16 protein-coding genes are annotated in these 13,584 nt (G+C 64.6%); 7 read left to right on the forward strand and 9 right to left on the reverse strand.

Going from position 1 to position 13,584, the window contains the following annotated elements:
- Positions 1-96 precede the first annotated feature (96 nt).
- From ACK4S9_RS06165 to petA, 4 genes are all read right to left on the reverse strand, one after another.
- Positions 97-708: a glutathione S-transferase N-terminal domain-containing protein gene (locus tag ACK4S9_RS06165; protein ID WP_026354566.1), complete on the reverse strand. Its 612-nt coding sequence runs from the start codon at positions 706-708 to the stop codon at positions 97-99.
- 110 nt (positions 709-818) lie between these two features.
- Positions 819-1,580: a cytochrome c1 gene (locus tag ACK4S9_RS06170; protein WP_409722931.1), complete on the reverse strand. Its 762-nt coding sequence runs from the start codon at positions 1,578-1,580 to the stop codon at positions 819-821.
- 22 nt (positions 1,581-1,602) lie between these two features.
- A complete protein-coding gene (locus ACK4S9_RS06175) occupies positions 1,603-3,018 on the reverse strand; it encodes a cytochrome b (RefSeq protein WP_409722934.1) in 1,416 nt (471 codons plus the stop codon).
- Between the two features lies 1 nt (position 3,019).
- On the reverse strand, positions 3,020-3,634 hold the full coding sequence (petA, locus tag ACK4S9_RS06180) for a ubiquinol-cytochrome c reductase iron-sulfur subunit (RefSeq protein WP_409722937.1): 615 nt from the start codon (positions 3,632-3,634) through the stop codon (positions 3,020-3,022).
- A 227-nt stretch (positions 3,635-3,861) separates the two neighbouring features.
- Here petA and mscL point away from each other — a divergent pair, with 227 nt between their 5' ends.
- Genes mscL through ACK4S9_RS06200 form a run of 4 tightly spaced genes read left to right on the forward strand, consistent with a single transcriptional unit; the run spans position 3,862 to position 6,616 of the window.
- Positions 3,862-4,275, forward strand: coding sequence for a large conductance mechanosensitive channel protein MscL (gene mscL / locus ACK4S9_RS06185; protein ID WP_409722939.1), 414 nt, complete (start codon positions 3,862-3,864; stop codon positions 4,273-4,275).
- Positions 4,276-4,286: 11 nt separating this feature from the next.
- Complete coding sequence (locus tag ACK4S9_RS06190) at positions 4,287-5,498, forward strand: Do family serine endopeptidase (RefSeq protein ID WP_409722942.1); 1,212 nt, start codon at positions 4,287-4,289, stop codon at positions 5,496-5,498.
- An 18-nt stretch (positions 5,499-5,516) separates the two neighbouring features.
- On the forward strand, positions 5,517-6,230 hold the full coding sequence (locus ACK4S9_RS06195) for a DUF2461 domain-containing protein (protein WP_409722945.1): 714 nt from the start codon (positions 5,517-5,519) through the stop codon (positions 6,228-6,230).
- A gap of 11 nt (positions 6,231-6,241) precedes the next feature.
- Positions 6,242-6,616, forward strand: a complete 375-nt coding sequence (locus ACK4S9_RS06200; RefSeq protein ID WP_409722948.1) for a cupin domain-containing protein — start codon at positions 6,242-6,244, stop codon at positions 6,614-6,616.
- Positions 6,617-6,794: 178 nt separating this feature from the next.
- Here ACK4S9_RS06200 and ACK4S9_RS06205 read toward each other — a convergent pair whose 3' ends face one another.
- The 5 genes from ACK4S9_RS06205 to ACK4S9_RS06225 all read right to left on the reverse strand — a co-directional run bounded on the left by ACK4S9_RS06205 (position 6,795) and on the right by ACK4S9_RS06225 (position 9,669).
- Positions 6,795-7,826 (reverse strand): NAD(P)H-dependent glycerol-3-phosphate dehydrogenase, encoded by a 1,032-nt coding sequence (locus tag ACK4S9_RS06205; RefSeq protein WP_409722951.1) that lies wholly within the window; start codon positions 7,824-7,826, stop codon positions 6,795-6,797.
- Positions 7,827-7,852: 26 nt separating this feature from the next.
- Positions 7,853-8,293, reverse strand: a complete 441-nt coding sequence (locus tag ACK4S9_RS06210) for an SH3 domain-containing protein (RefSeq protein WP_409722953.1) — start codon at positions 8,291-8,293, stop codon at positions 7,853-7,855.
- Between the two features lie 75 nt (positions 8,294-8,368).
- Positions 8,369-8,827, reverse strand: a complete 459-nt coding sequence (secB, locus tag ACK4S9_RS06215; protein ID WP_369091439.1) for a protein-export chaperone SecB — start codon at positions 8,825-8,827, stop codon at positions 8,369-8,371.
- A gap of 148 nt (positions 8,828-8,975) precedes the next feature.
- The gene (gene grxC, locus ACK4S9_RS06220) at positions 8,976-9,239 is read right to left on the reverse strand and encodes a glutaredoxin 3 (protein ID WP_409722956.1); all 264 of its coding nucleotides are present in this window, start codon (positions 9,237-9,239) and stop codon (positions 8,976-8,978) included.
- A 28-nt stretch (positions 9,240-9,267) separates the two neighbouring features.
- The gene (locus ACK4S9_RS06225; RefSeq protein ID WP_409722958.1) at positions 9,268-9,669 is read right to left on the reverse strand and encodes a rhodanese-like domain-containing protein; all 402 of its coding nucleotides are present in this window, start codon (positions 9,667-9,669) and stop codon (positions 9,268-9,270) included.
- A gap of 87 nt (positions 9,670-9,756) precedes the next feature.
- Here ACK4S9_RS06225 and gpmA point away from each other — a divergent pair, with 87 nt between their 5' ends.
- From gpmA to ACK4S9_RS06240, 3 genes are read left to right on the forward strand one after another with little or no spacing between them, the layout of a single operon-like run.
- Complete coding sequence (gene gpmA / locus ACK4S9_RS06230) at positions 9,757-10,503, forward strand: 2,3-diphosphoglycerate-dependent phosphoglycerate mutase (RefSeq protein WP_409722961.1); 747 nt, start codon at positions 9,757-9,759, stop codon at positions 10,501-10,503.
- 9 nt (positions 10,504-10,512) lie between these two features.
- Entirely contained in the window at positions 10,513-11,943 is a 1,431-nt protein-coding gene (locus tag ACK4S9_RS06235) for a murein hydrolase activator EnvC family protein (RefSeq protein WP_409723044.1), read from the forward strand.
- A 19-nt stretch (positions 11,944-11,962) separates the two neighbouring features.
- Positions 11,963-13,444 carry a S41 family peptidase gene (locus tag ACK4S9_RS06240; protein ID WP_409722963.1) on the forward strand — a complete coding sequence of 494 codons (1,482 nt, stop codon included), beginning with the start codon at positions 11,963-11,965 and terminating at the stop codon, positions 13,442-13,444.
- The last annotated feature ends 140 nt before the right edge of the window (positions 13,445-13,584 follow it).

The raw sequence follows: 13,584 nt of genomic DNA on the forward strand, positions 1-13,584 counted from the left end.
CCAGTTTAACGGATTCGCCTGCGTGGCGTCCGAAACCGGCACGTATTGAATCGAGCGACGTTCGATGCAGGCGTGCGCACACGCCTGCAGCCGGCATCAGCGGCGCATCACCTTCTCGGACGGGGTCAGCGCCTCGATGTAGGCCGGACGCGAGAAGATGCGCTCGGCGTACTTCATCAGCGGGGCCGCGGTCTTCGACAGTTCGATGCCATAGTGGTCCAGGCGCCAGAGCAGCGGGGCGATCGCCACGTCCAGCATCGAGAACTCGTCGCCCAGCATGTACTTGTTCTTCAGGAACAGCGGAGCCAGCGTGGTCAGGCGGTCGCGGATTTCCGAACGGGCCTTGTCGTGGCTCTTGTCGTTGGTCTTGTTGCGCTCGCTTTCCAGCGTGTGCACGTGGACGAACAGTTCCTTCTCGAAGTTGAACAGCATCAGGCGGGCACGGGCGCGCATCAGCGGGTCGGCCGGCATCAGCTGCGGGTGCGGGAAGCGCTCGTCGATGTACTCGTTGATGATGTTCGACTCATACAGGATCAGTTCGCGCTCGACCAGGATCGGCACCTGGCCGTAGGGGTTCATGGTCGAGATGTCTTCCGGCTTGTTGAACAGGTCGACGTCACGTACCTCGAAGTCCATGCCCTTTTCGAACAGGACCAGGCGGCAGCGTTGGGAGAACGGGCACGTGGTGCCGGAGTAGAGAACCATCATGGTTTATAGTTCCTTCAGAAACAATGGGGTGAAGCGCATTGGGAAGCCCTAGCGATTCACCCCGAAAAATGATTGCCCGTATTATAGCCAACCGGGCAATGAAAGCGAATTTACTTCACTTCTTTCCAGTAGGATTTGTTTAAAAGCCAAGCAAGGAAGGCGAATCCTGTCATGAACAACAACACGATAACGCCCAACTTCTTGCGCGTGTCTTGCGCTGGCTCAGCCATCCACACCAAATAGGCAACCAGGTCGGCCGTCGCGGTGTCGAATTCCTGCTGGGTCATCGTGCCTTGCGACAGTTGCTGGAATCCAACGAATTGCTGGGTCGTGTTGCCGGCCACATGCTGGCCGGGTACGTTCTCGAACTTCGCCACGCGCACGCCCTGCTCCTGCCACATCACGTGCGGCATGGCCACGTTCGGCACCACCATGTTGTTCCAGCCGGTCGGGCGGGTATCGTCCTTGTAGAAGGTGCGCAGGTAGGTGTACAGGTAGTCCGCGCCGCTGCCCGAAGGCGAGGCTTTCGCACGCGCCATCACCGACAGGTCCGGCGGCACGGCGCCGAACCAGGCCTTGGCGTCGTCCGGGCGCATCGCCGTCGTCATCATGCCGCCCACTTTATCCTGCGTGAACAGCAGGTTGTTCTTGATCTGCTCTTCGGTCAGGCCGATATCGCGCAGGCGGTTGTAGCGCATGCTCGACGCCGAGTGGCAGTTCAGGCAGTGGTTGACGAACAGCCTGGCGCCGTTCTGCAGCGACGACAGGTCGGTGCGCTCCGGCGCCGGCTCGAGTGCAAAGCCGCTTTCGGCGGCGAATGCCAGCCCCGGCACCAGGGCCAGGACTGCGATCAGTTTCTTCGCAAATTTCATGTGTCTGTCCTTTGGTCTGTGCTTAGTGTGCCGAGTAGGTCAGGCGCGTCGGGACCGGCTTGAAGCGGCCCATCGTGCTCCACCATGGCATCAACAGGAAGAACGCAAAGTACAGCAGGGTCGCCACTTGCGAGATGATGGTGTAGGCCGGCGTCGGCAACTGGGTGCCCAGGTAGCCCAGGGTCACGAAGCACAGGCCGAACAGGATGTACACGTACTTGTGCCAGTCCGGACGGTAGCGGATCGAGCGCGCCAGCGAGTGGTCGAGCCACGGCAGCAGGGCGATGATCATCACCGACGAACCGAACAGCACCACGCCCCAGAACTTCGCGTCCAGCACCTGCGGCAGCATGCCGACGATCAGGACCAGGCCGATCACGGCCACGGCGATCTTGGTCTTGTAGGCCAGGCGCGACTTGAGCCAGATGAACACCACGTAGGCGGCGACAGCGGCCATCAGCACGTACATGAAGTCGGCGGTGGTGGCGCGCAGCACCGAGTAGAACGGGGTGAAGTACCAGGTCGGCGCGATGTGCGGCGGGGTCTTCATCGGATCGGCCGGCAGGAAGTTGTTGTACTCCAGGAAGTAGCCGCCCATTTCAGGTGCGAAGAACACGACCGCCGAGAAGATGGTGAGGAACACCGCCACGCCGAAGAAGTCCTTGGTCGAGTAGTAGGGGTGCGAAGGAATGCCGTCCACCGGGTGGCCGTCCGGACCCAGGTTGTCCTTGATCTCGATGCCGTCCGGATTGTTCGAGCCGACTTCGTGCAGCGCGATCAGGTGCGCCGCCACCAGGCCCAGGATCACCAGCGGCAGGGCGATGACGTGGAAGGCGAAGAAGCGGTTCAGGGTGGCGTCCGACACCACGTAGTCGCCGCGGATCCAGAGCGACAGGTCCGGGCCGATCACAGGGATCGCGCCGAACAGGTTGACGATCACCTGGGCGCCCCAGTACGACATCTGGCCCCACGGCAGCAGGTAGCCGAAGAAGGCTTCGGCCATCAGGCACAGGAAGATGCCGAAGCCGAACAGCCAGATCAGCTCGCGCGGCTTGCGGTAGGAGCCGTACATCAGGCCGCGCGCCATGTGCAGGTAGACCACGATGAAGAACATCGAGGCGCCGGTGGAGTGCATGTAGCGCACCAGCCAGCCCCAGGGCACTTCGCGCATAATGTATTCGACCGAGCCGAAGGCCAGGTTGGCGTCCGGCTTGTAGTGCATGGTCAGGAAGATGCCGGTGACGATCTGCAGCACCAGCACCAGCATGGCCAGCGAACCGAACAGGTACCAGACGTTGAAGTTCTTCGGCGCGTAGTACTTGCCCCACTGGTCGTTCCACAGCTTCGACAGCGGGAAGCGGTCGTCGACCCAGGCCAGGGCCTTGGCGCCTGCGCCCGCGTTGGCCGGAACTTGGGTTTCTTTGAATGGGCCGCCCATGTTATGCCTCGCCTTTCTCGTCTTTGCCGATGATCAGCTTGTTATCGGAGAGGTACATGTACGGCGGGACGTCCATGTTGGTCGGCGCCGGCTTGTTGCGGAAGACGCGCGCCGACAGGTCGAAGGTCGAGCCGTGGCAGGGGCAGAGGAAGCCGCCCGGCCAGTCGTCGGGCAGGTTCGGCTGGGGGCCGGACGCGAGGCGCGAGGACGGCGAGCAGCCGAGGTGGGAGCAGATGCCGACCGTGACCAGCACTTCCTTGTGGTCTTCGCGCGCGCGCCAGGGATTCCTGGCGTATTCGGGCGTCGGCAACTGGTATTCTTTTTCGGAGTTGGGGTCGGCCAGTTCGGCCGTGTCCTTCTCGAGGGTGGCCATCATCTCCGGGGTGCGGCGCAGGATCCAGACCGGCTTGCCGCGCCATTCGACGACCTTCATTTCTCCCGGCTTGACGTCGGAGATGTCGACCTCGACCGGGGCGCCGGCGGCTTTCGCCCGCTCCGACGGCTGGAAGGTACTCACAAGAACGCCCGCCGTGGACACCCCGACCACGCCGCCAGCGGCGCATGTCGCGACGAGCAGTCCGCGTCGGCCTGAATCGACCTGCTTTTCAATACTCATACCAACCCCACTCCGTGAAAATACGAATCTTAAGAATCAATAAAGAGCTTCCAGCAACACAAAATTATATGTGAACGGCAATACCGATTGGAAAAAAATTATCAAGCGGACACATCCGAGAGGAATTGGCCTTCCTGTTAGACCACGCGCGTGCCTGTGCATCCGCAGCATTTGCGCTTGGGGTATCATGAAATCGCATGACTCAATAACAAGCTTGGGGAAAACACATGTCAATGATGGGAGAGTTCAAAACCTTTGCCATGCGCGGCAACGTCGTCGATCTCGCCGTTGGCGTGATCATCGGCGGCGCCTTCGGCCGCATCGTCGATTCGCTGGTCAAGGACGTGATCATGCCGCCGATCGGCATGTTGTTCGGCGGCCTCGATTTCGCCAATTACTACCTCCCGCTGAACGGCCAGGGCACGACGCTGCCGCTGGCCGAGGCGCAAAAGGCCGGCGCCGTGCTCGCCTACGGCAACTTCCTCACCATTTTGCTGAACTTCATCCTGCTTGCCTTTGTCATCTTCCAGATGGTGCGCGTCGTGAACCGCCTGCGCGGGCCGGTGGACGCGCCGACGGCGGCCGAGAAGGAAGAAATCCTGCTGCTGCGCGACATCCGCGACTCCCTGAAAAAGCCTTGAGAAAGTAAGCCATGAACGACAGCGTCCATGAACTCAAGCCGCCGGGCACGCGCCCGCCGCGCCAGCCCGGAACCTTCAGGCGTTTCTGGCTGCTGTTCGCGCAGGCCGTCACGGTCGCGCTGGCGCTGTATTTCGTGATCGCCGCCATGCGTCCGGACTGGCTGGAGCGCGCGCCCACCCGGGTGGCGCTCGGCCCGGCCGGCCAGCAGGTGCCGGTGCTGCAGGGGGCGAACGTGCCGGCCGGCGGCAGCTACCGCGAGGCGGCCGGGCGCGCCATGCCGGCCGTCGTCAACATCCTCACCAGCAAGACCACGCGCGAGACCCATCCGCTGCTGAAGGACCCCTTCTTCCGCCGCTTTTTTGGCGACCGGATGCCGCCCGACGAGCAGCTGGCCAGCCTCGGCTCGGGCGTGATCGTCAGCAGCGACGGCTACATCCTGACCAACAACCACGTGATCGAGGGCGCCGACGTCATCGAGGTCGGGCTGGCGGACGGACGCAAGGCGGCGGCGCGTATCGTCGGCACCGACCCCGAAACCGACCTGGCCGTGATCCGCATCAATGAGCGCAAGCTGCCCGTCATGGTGCTGGGCGATCCGGAAAGCGCGCGGGTGGGCGACGTGGTGCTGGCCATCGGCAACCCGTTCGGCGTGGGCCAGACCGTCACCCTCGGCATCATCTCGGCGCTGGGGCGCAACAACCTGCACATCAACCACTTCGAGAATTTCATCCAGACCGACGCCGCGATCAACTTCGGCAACTCGGGCGGGGCGCTGGTCGACACCAACGGCCAGCTGCTCGGGATTAACTCGGCCATCTATTCGCAGACCGGCGGCTCGGTCGGCATCGGCTTCGCCATCCCGGTCAGTACCGCCAAGATGGTGCTCGATTCGATCGTCAAGCACGGCCAGGTGGTGCGCGGCTGGATCGGCATCGAGTCGCAGGACATCACGCCCGAATTGGCCGAAAGCTTCGGTTTGGGGCGCTCGAGCGGGGCCATCATCGCCGGCGTGGTACGCGGCGGCCCGGCCGACCGCGCCGGCATGCGCCCCGGCGACATCCTGGTGGCGGTGGGCGGCAAGAACGTGGCCAACACCAGCGAGATGCTGAACCTGATCGCCCAGCTCGAGCCGGGCGAGAAGGCGCCGCTGCGCATCCTGCGCAAGAACCGCGAGTCCACGCTCGACGTCACCGTCGGCAAGCGCCCGCGCCAGCCCCAGTAACTTTTTTCGGACTTCTTCATGCACCTGCGTGACCTGACGCAATTCTTAAGCGAGCTCAGCGAGAACAACAACCGTCCCTGGTTCCTCTGGAACAAACCACGCTACGACATCCTGCGGGCCGAATTCCTGCAAGTGGTCACTGATCTAATCCATGAATTAGGCGCTTTCGACAAAGGGGTGGCCGGCTGCGATCCCAAGAAGGCGCTGTTCCGCATTCACCGCGACGTGCGCTTCGCCAAGGACAAGCGGCCCTACAAAACCCATTTCTCGGCCGGCATCGCGCCGCTCAACAAGCGCCGCCCGAGCGCGGCGGGCGGACCGACCTACTACTTCCACATCGAGGCCAACGGCAACCTGCTGTTCGGCGCCGGCGAATACCTGCCGCCGGCGCACCGCCTGAAGGCGATCCGCCGGCACGTGGTCAACGATGCGACAGGCTTCAGCAAAATGTTGAAGAATAAGCATCTCCGCGCGACCTACGGCGACCTGCAGTTCGAAGACGTCCTGCAGCGGCCTCCGAAAGGCGTCGACCCGAACCATCCGCTGGTCGAGTACCTGAAGCTGAAGAGCTATTTCGTCTGGGTCGAGGTGCCGCTGCTGCTCAACTCACCCGAGTTGCTGGTGCCGCAGCTGGCGAGCGGAATGAAGGATGCGTTCCCGCTGGTGACCTGGTTGCGAGGTGTACCAGATGAGGTACCGGAGACGCGGGAAGAAGAGGAATCAAACGAATAAGGAGGGGCGACATGGCCTTGCAACACGCAGTTTCGGGCGAGCGCATCGTATTGCAGCGCGGCGACGACGACATCGCCCATTTCACGTCGATTGCGCTCATCAAGACCGAGCACATGGAACTGATCCGGCTGGTGCTGCCCAAGGAAAAGCCGATGCCCGCGCACCGGGTCGAGGGCGAAATGACCCTGGTGTGCCTGGAAGGGGAAATCGCGTTCGACGCACACGGGCGCACCACGATCCTGCGGCCGAACGAGATGGTCTATTTGGCGGGCGGCGAGCCGCATGCGATCCGCGCCAACAAGGATGCGGTCGCCCTGATGACCATCCTGCTGGGGCCGGTGCGTACCGGCGGGCCGACGAATGATCCGCGGGGTTCTGGTAACTGAGGTTTCGCTGCGGTTTGAAGGGGCTGGCGTAATGCGACGAACTTGGGTCCCGCCTGCGCGGGACGACGTTGTTTGAGTATGCGTGTATCGGACTTCGTTAGGCCACCGCCCTAAAAACCGTCATCCCGGCGAAGGCCGGGATCCAATTTCTGCGTGAACAAGCACTAACGCCTCAAATTTAGGCCAGCTCATCCCTCGGATCGCGCGCCAGCAGGCGCTGCGCCATCTCCGTGGCGCTCACACCATCGAACAGCACCGCCGCCACCGCTTCGGTAATCGGCATCTCCACGCCCAGCCTGTGGGCCAGTTCACGCACCGACTTCGCGCACGGCACGCCTTCGGCCACGTGCCCGAGTTCGGCCACGATGGTGTCCAGCTGCTTGCCCTGGGCCAGGGCCAGCCCCACGCGCCGGTTGCGCGACAGGTCGCCGGTGCAGGTCAGGATCAGGTCGCCCATGCCGGCCAGGCCCATGAAGGTGCCGGCCTGCGCCCCCAGGTGCACGCCCAGGCGGGTGATTTCGGCCAGGCCGCGGGTGATCAGGGCGGCGCGCGCGTTCAGGCCCAGTCCCAGGCCGTCCGAGGCGCCGGTGGCGATCGCCATCACGTTCTTCACCGCGCCACCCACTTCCACGCCGACCATGTCGTCGCAGGCGTAGACCCGCATGTTGTCGGCGTGCGCCGCGGCGACCACGCGTTCGCGCAGGCTGGCCGAGGTCGAGGCCACGGTCAGGGCGCAGGGCAGGGCGCGCGCCACTTCCTGGGCAAAGGAGGGGCCGGACAGCGCCGCTACCGGCACGCCATCGCCCAGCACCTCGGCCGCCACCTGGTGCGGCAGCAGGCCGGTGCCGGCTTCGAAGCCCTTGCACAGCCAGACCACGTTCGGAATGGCGCGGCCCTTCAGCTGGCCCAGCAGCGGGCGCAGGCCGGCCACCGGGCAGGCCAGGATCAGGAGCGGCGCTTCGGCGGCGCAGGCCTCGCCCACGTGGGCCAGCGCGGCCTCGAAGTCGGCGCTCACGCGCAAGGAAGCGGGCAGCGGGTAGCCGGGCAGGTAATGCAGGTTCTCGCGCGCCGCCTGGGTTTGCGCCATCTGTTCGGCATTGCGGCCCCACAGCAGCACGTCGTGGCGGGCGGCCAGGGCGATGGCCACGGCCGTGCCCCAGGCGCCGGCGCCCAGGACGGTGATCTTGGAGGGTGTTTTCTGTTCTTGCATGCGCTTTCAGTCAAAACAGCGGGGCATCACAGGCCCCAGACATCGTTCGCACGGACATAGCCGTCGATGCCGTCGCGGTGGCGTATCCGGATCCAGGCGAGGGCGGTCGGATCGACCAGTTCGAGCAGGACGCCCCTGTCGGCCGTCATCAGGACCTGGCTGCCCTCGTCGGGGCCGGCGAAGACCTTGGCGCCCGGCGTGCGCACCACGAGGTTGCGGCGCGGGCTCAGGCCCCTGGCTTCGGTCCAGGCCAGTTCGCCGTTGGCGTCGCGCACCTTGACCCAGTCGCCGTAGCTCGACACCACCTGCAGCGGCATGCCGCGCGGTGCGATGTACATCCTGGTGCCCTTGGTGGTGGGGGTGTCGTACAGGATCACCGGGGTGCTGCCTACGCTCTTGAAGTCGTAGGCGAATGCAGCCGGTGCCACCAGCAGGAGCACGCTTGCGAAGAGGCGGGAACGGATCATGGCGGGCCGAAGGACGAAGTGACCGGGGCGCCGGAGGCACGGACACCGCAGGCGGTGTCCGTGAATGGGAACAACTTACTGTGCCGGAGCTGCGGCAGCCTGGGCCATTGCCTGCTGGCGCTGCTGGTAGAAGGCTTCGAAGTTGATCTCGGCCAGGTGCACCGGCGGGAAGCCGGCACGGCTGATCACGTCGGCGATGTTGGCGCGCAGGTACGGGTAGACGATGTTCGGGCAGCCGATGCCCAGCAGCGGATCCATCTGCTCGGCCGGGATGTTGCGGGCTTCGAAGATACCTGCCTGCTTGCCTTCGACCAGGAAAGCGACCTTGTCTTTCAGCTTGGCGGTGACGGTGATGGTCACGGTCGATTCGTAGATGCCTTCGGCGATCGACTCGGCGCCGACGTCCAGCGACACTTCGATGGTCGGCGCTTCCTGCTCGAGGAAGATGGCCGGGGAATTCGGTTGTTCCAGCGACATGTCTTTCAGGTAGACGCGTTGGATTTGGAATACTGGTTGCAGATTTTCGTCGGACATGGAACGCTTTCGTTTTAAATGATGTTGGACGGACGCGCCGTCCCGGTACTTTGGTCAAACGCGAGGGTAATTGTATCAAAATCAATTCTGATGCAATACCCCCGCGGTCACGGTCGCCAAAGCCCGTCAAATGGGGCGTATCGGACTGTTACTGGCCCTTCAGCAGCGGGTCGAGGCGGCCGGCCTGGTCGAGTGCGTACAGGTCGTCGAAGCCGCCGACATGGGTGTCGCCGACGTAGATCTGCGGCACGGTACGGCGGCCGGTGCGCTGCATCATGATCTGGCGTTGCTCTGGATCGAGGTCGATGCGGATGCGTTCGATGTCAGTCACGCCCTTGGCTTCGAGCAGGCGCTCGGCGCGGACGCAGTAGGGGCAGCTGGCAGTGTGGTAGAGAACGACGTGTGCGGTCATGATGCTTCCTTCCTGAAGGCTTGATGCGTTATTTGGTTACCGGCAAGCCGGCCGCGATCCAGGCCGCCTGGCCGCCTTCGAGCGCATGCGCGTCCTCGAAGCCGGCGGCCGTCAGCTGGCGCGCCGCCTTGTCGGCGCGGGCGCCGTTCTGGCAGACGACGATCACGGTGCGGTTCTTCGACTTTTCCAGCTCGCCGATCCGCTTGCTCAAGTCTGCCAGCGGGATGTGTTTCGCGTCGCGCAGATGGCTGGCGGCGTATTCCTCGGCGGTCCTGACGTCGAGCACGAGGCTCTTGCCGCGGTTGATCATCTGCGTGGCCTGCAGCGGGGTGACGCGCTTGCCGCGCGGGCCCAGGGCCGGCCAGAGCAGGGCGCCGCCGGAAATCACGGCGATCGCTACGATGAAGATATTATCGAGAATGAAATTCACAAGGGTTCCGTTGGTTGAACTGAATCGGCGCATTATAAAATAGATGCCGGACCGGATTTCAATTGCATTTTTTCTTGAGAAGAGCTTATGTACAAAATCGTATTCATGCGCCACGGCGAATCCACCTGGAACCTGGAAAACCGCTTCACCGGCTGGACCGACGTCGACCTGACCGAGAAGGGCATCAACGAGGCGAAGAGCGCCGGCCGGGTGCTCAAGGAAGCCGGTTTCACCTTCGACGTGGCCTACACCTCGGTGCTCAAGCGGGCGATCCGCACCCTGTGGCTGGCGATGGACGAGATGGACATGATGTACCTGCCGGTGAAGAACGACTGGCGCCTGAACGAGCGCCACTACGGCGCCCTGCAGGGCCTCGACAAGGGCGAGACCGCGGCGAAATTCGGCGACGAGCAGGTGCTGGTCTGGCGCCGCAGCTACGACACCCCGCCGCCCGCGCTGGAAGAAAACGATCCGCGTACCTCCTTCAAGGATCCGCGTTACGCGGCCCTGTCGAAAGAGCAGATTCCGCTGACCGAATGCCTGAAGGACACCGTGGCCCGCGTGATGCCGTGCTGGATTGATGAAATCGCCCCCGCCATCCGCGCCGGCAAGAAGATCCTGATCTCGGCCCACGGCAACAGCCTGCGCGCCATCATCAAGATGCTGGACAACATCAGCGACAGCGACATCGTCGGCCTGAACATCCCGAACGGCCAGCCGCTGGTGTATGAGCTGGACGCCGACCTGAAGCCGATCAAGCACTACTACCTGGGCGACCAGGAAGCGATCGCCGCCGCCGTGGCGGCCGTGGCCAACCAAGGGAAGGCGAAATAAGTCTTGCGTTTGCCATTCACGAAGTTCGCCGGCAGCGCGCTCCTGGGTGCGCTGCTGTTCGCCGCGCTGCTTGAACCCGCCTTTGCCCAACGCCAGACCGAACGCAGCCGCCAGAAAGTGACTGCGGAGAAGCAGCGCGCCGGTATCAAGCAGAAGCTGGAAGCGATCAAGCGCGACATCGCCCGCACCGAGGATGCGCGGGCCGACGCCGCCGACGAGCTGGCGGAGTCCGAGGCCGCCATCTCCGACGCCAATCGCGCCCTGCGCGACCTGGCCGAGGAACAGGACGCGACCAGCACGCGCCTGAATGAGCTGTCGAACCAGGGCGAGCGATTGCAGCAAACAATTGTCAATCAAAAGAAACAATTGTCGCAACTGCTGCGCGAACACTACGTGGCTGGCAACGAAGACCGGATCAAGCTCCTGCTGTCCGGCGACAACCCGAACCGCATCAGCCGCGACCTGCAGATGATGGCTTATGTGTCGCAGGCCCAGGCAAAGCTGCTGGACTCGCTGCGCGCCAACCTGGCCGAGGTCGAGGCCAACCGCGACAAGGTCGAGAACGCCCAGCTGGAGCTGCAGGAAATCGCCAGCGAACAGCAGCAGCAGAAAGCAACGCTGGAAAAGGAAAAGGCGAAACGCAGCGCGCTGCTGCAGAACCTGTCGACCCGCCTGACCGACCAGCGCAAGCAGGCCGACCGCCTGCAGCGCGACGAGCAGCGCATGACCGAGCTGGTGGATCGCCTGTCGCGCCTGATCCGCGAGCAGGCCGAGGCCGAGCGCCGCCGCCAGGCTGCGCTCGCCGCGGCCAAGGCCAAGGCCGAAGCGGAAGAGAAAGCGCGCGCCCTGGCGCGCGCCAAGGCCGCCGCCGAGAAGGCCGAGCGCGAGCGCATCGCGCGCCAGAGCGGCAAGCCGGCGCCCAAGCCGGAACCCGAGGCGCCGCCGCCGAAACTGGCCGAGAAGCCGAAGCCGGCCGAGAGGCCGGTCGACACGCGGCCGGGTGCGGTGGAGCAGGAGGTCCCGCTGGCGCCGCCGGCGCCGGCCGGCGCCTTCGCCGCCCTCAAGGGACGCTTGACGGCGCCGGTCAGCGGCGACATCCGCGCCCGCTTCGGGGCGCGCCGTACCGAAGGCCTGACCTGGAAAGGCATGTTCTTCACCGCGCCGGAAGGCGCCCCGGTGCGCGCCGTCGGACCGGGACGGGTGGTGCACGTCGACTGGATGCGCGGCTGGGGCAACATGGTCATCATCGACCACGGCGGCGAATACCTGTCGACCTACGGCTTCGCCTCGGCGGTGCTGAAGCGTCCGGGCGACATGGTGCGCGCCGGCGAGGTGATCGCGAGCGCGGGCAATACCGGCGGCGTCGAGGAATCGGGGCTATACTTTGAGCTCAGGCATCGCGGCAAGGCCTTCGATCCGGCAGGCTGGATCAACTTCTAGGAACAAGGGTGGATAAGCGATGGGCAAAGCAAAGAATATCGGCTTGATCGGACTCGGCATGGTGGCCGGCGTGGCCGCCTCCTTCCAGTTCTCGGCCCATGCGCAAAAGGACGTCGGCTCGCCGCTGCCGCTCGACGAACTGCGCCAGCTGGCCGACGTCTACGGCCTGATCAAGACCGACTACGTCGAACCGGTCTCGGACAAGAAGCTCCTGTCCGAAGCCATCGGCGGCATGGTGGCCTCGCTCGACCCGCACTCCGTCTACCTGGACCAGAAGGCCTACAAGGAGATGAAGGAAGCGGTGCAGGGCAAGTTCGTCGGCGTCGGCATCGAGGTCGCCAGCGAAGACGGCTACGTCAAGGTGGTCGCCCCCATCGAGGATACGCCGGCGCACAAGGCCGGCATCAAGTCCGGCGACCTGATCACCCGCATCGACAACGTCCCGGTGCGCAACATGTCGCTCGACGAAGCGATCAAGCGCATGCGCGGCAAGGCCGGCAGCAAGGTCACGCTCACCATCGCGCGCCGCGGCGAAGACCGTCCCTGGGTGGTGCCGGTGCAGCGCCAGGAAATCGTGGTGCAGAGCGTGAAGGCGAAGATGATCGAGCCTGGCTACGCCTGGCTGCGCGTCAGCCAGTTCCAGGAAAACACCGTCGAAGAGCTGGCCAAGAAGGCCAAGGCCTTGTATGCCGAGGATCCGAACATCAAGGGCCTGGTGCTCGACCTGCGCAACGATCCGGGCGGCCTGCTGCCGGGCGCGATCGGCGTGTCGGCGGCCTTCCTGCCGCAGCCGGAGCAGCTGATCGTCTCGACCAAGGGCCAGCTGCCCGACTCCAACCAGCAGTTCTACGGCCGCCGAGAATTCTATTCCCAGCGCGGCGCCGACCCGCTGGCCGGCCTGCCCGCCGGCCTCAAAACGGTGCCGATGGTGGTGCTGGTCAACGGCGGCTCGGCCTCGGCCTCCGAGATCGTGGCCGGCGCCCTGCAGGACTACAAGCGCGCCATCATCATGGGCAGCCAGACCTTCGGCAAGGGCTCGGTGCAGACCCTGCGCCAGCTCTCGGCCGATACCGCCGTCAAGCTGACCACGGCGCGCTACTACACCCCGAAGGGCCGCCCGATCCAGGCCACCGGCATCGTGCCCGACATGCGCGTGGACGAGACGCCCGATGGCGACGCGCTGGCCGTGCTGCGCGTGCGCGAAGCCGACCTGCAGCGCCACCTGGCCAGCGAAGGCGAGGCTGGGAAAAGCCCTGCCGCCAAGGACCAGAAAGAGGCGCTCGACGCCCAGCAGCGCGCGCTCGCCCAGCTGAAAGACCGCAAGCCGCTCGACTACGGCAGCAAGGACGACTTCCAGCTGGCGCAGGCGATCAATCACTTCAAGGGGCAGAAAGTCGTGCTGGCCAAGTCCGAGCCGGAAGCCGAGAAGCCGGCGGCGCCGAAGACCTTGCCGGGGACGGAGCAGAAGCCGCCGGAGATCAAGGCGCCGGCGAAGAAATAAGCTGTCATCCTGTTTCCAACATTGGGTCCCCGCCTGCGCGGGGACGACGGCTTTTAGGGGGGCAGGCTAAAGACGCTTCCGTAAGCTGCCAGCCTCAAGACCGTCGTTCCCGCGCAGGCGGGAACCCAAGTTGACTTTCG

It is taken from the genome of Massilia sp. (assembly GCF_046293535.1).
Classification (GTDB): Bacteria; Pseudomonadota; Gammaproteobacteria; order Burkholderiales; family Burkholderiaceae_D; genus Telluria.

Excerpts from the sequence above, each read along its gene's own strand:
- ACK4S9_RS06165 (WP_026354566.1), bottom strand. The coding sequence starts at position 708 with ATGATGGTTCTCTACTCCGGCACCACGTGCCCGTTCTCCCAACGCTGC.
- ACK4S9_RS06170 (WP_409722931.1), bottom strand. The coding sequence starts at position 1,580 with ATGAAATTTGCGAAGAAACTGATCGCAGTCCTGGCCCTGGTGCCGGGG.
- ACK4S9_RS06175 (WP_409722934.1), bottom strand. The coding sequence starts at position 3,018 with ATGGGCGGCCCATTCAAAGAAACCCAAGTTCCGGCCAACGCGGGCGCA.
- petA (WP_409722937.1), bottom strand. The coding sequence starts at position 3,634 with ATGAGTATTGAAAAGCAGGTCGATTCAGGCCGACGCGGACTGCTCGTC.
- mscL (WP_409722939.1), top strand. The coding sequence starts at position 3,862 with ATGTCAATGATGGGAGAGTTCAAAACCTTTGCCATGCGCGGCAACGTC.
- ACK4S9_RS06190 (WP_409722942.1), top strand. The coding sequence starts at position 4,287 with ATGAACGACAGCGTCCATGAACTCAAGCCGCCGGGCACGCGCCCGCCG.
- ACK4S9_RS06195 (WP_409722945.1), top strand. The coding sequence starts at position 5,517 with ATGCACCTGCGTGACCTGACGCAATTCTTAAGCGAGCTCAGCGAGAAC.
- ACK4S9_RS06200 (WP_409722948.1), top strand. The coding sequence starts at position 6,242 with ATGGCCTTGCAACACGCAGTTTCGGGCGAGCGCATCGTATTGCAGCGC.
- ACK4S9_RS06205 (WP_409722951.1), bottom strand. The coding sequence starts at position 7,826 with ATGCAAGAACAGAAAACACCCTCCAAGATCACCGTCCTGGGCGCCGGC.
- ACK4S9_RS06210 (WP_409722953.1), bottom strand. The coding sequence starts at position 8,293 with ATGATCCGTTCCCGCCTCTTCGCAAGCGTGCTCCTGCTGGTGGCACCG.
- secB (WP_369091439.1), bottom strand. The coding sequence starts at position 8,827 with ATGTCCGACGAAAATCTGCAACCAGTATTCCAAATCCAACGCGTCTAC.
- grxC (WP_409722956.1), bottom strand. The coding sequence starts at position 9,239 with ATGACCGCACACGTCGTTCTCTACCACACTGCCAGCTGCCCCTACTGC.
- gpmA (WP_409722961.1), top strand. The coding sequence starts at position 9,757 with ATGTACAAAATCGTATTCATGCGCCACGGCGAATCCACCTGGAACCTG.
- ACK4S9_RS06240 (WP_409722963.1), top strand. The coding sequence starts at position 11,963 with ATGGGCAAAGCAAAGAATATCGGCTTGATCGGACTCGGCATGGTGGCC.